Source organism: Veillonella parvula, from assembly GCF_024461875.1.
In the GTDB taxonomy this organism is placed as follows: domain Bacteria; phylum Bacillota; class Negativicutes; order Veillonellales; family Veillonellaceae; genus Veillonella; species Veillonella parvula_I.
This window is the reverse complement of record NZ_JANGAL010000153.1, coordinates 1-215: the sequence shown is the minus strand read 5'-3', so window position 1 is coordinate 215 and position 215 is coordinate 1. Positions and strand designations below refer to the sequence as shown.

The following is a 215-nucleotide window of genomic DNA, read 5'->3' as shown; positions in this document are numbered from 1 at the left end:
CACAAGTTGCAGTGGAGCAAAGCGGATCTGCAGAACTTGAAAGACCGGTGCAATGAGCAGAGCCGGCAACAGGGGCTTCATGTTCCGGAAAAGGGAAAGACATTCTCCGGAGAAGAAAGAGAAGAAACTGTTGCGTGGAATAAAGAGACATACAACCTCTTGAAGCAAGCCGAGAATGGAGAAGTGAAAAGTTATGTGCAAGATACAGCCCTTGC

Annotated in this window: 1 protein-coding gene; it reads left to right on the top strand. The window is 47.9% G+C overall.

Annotated elements, in window-relative coordinates; all coding sequences use genetic code 11:
• A partial coding sequence (locus tag NE668_RS10185; protein WP_442806940.1) for a hypothetical protein occupies window positions 1-215 on the top strand: 215 nt, incomplete at both ends.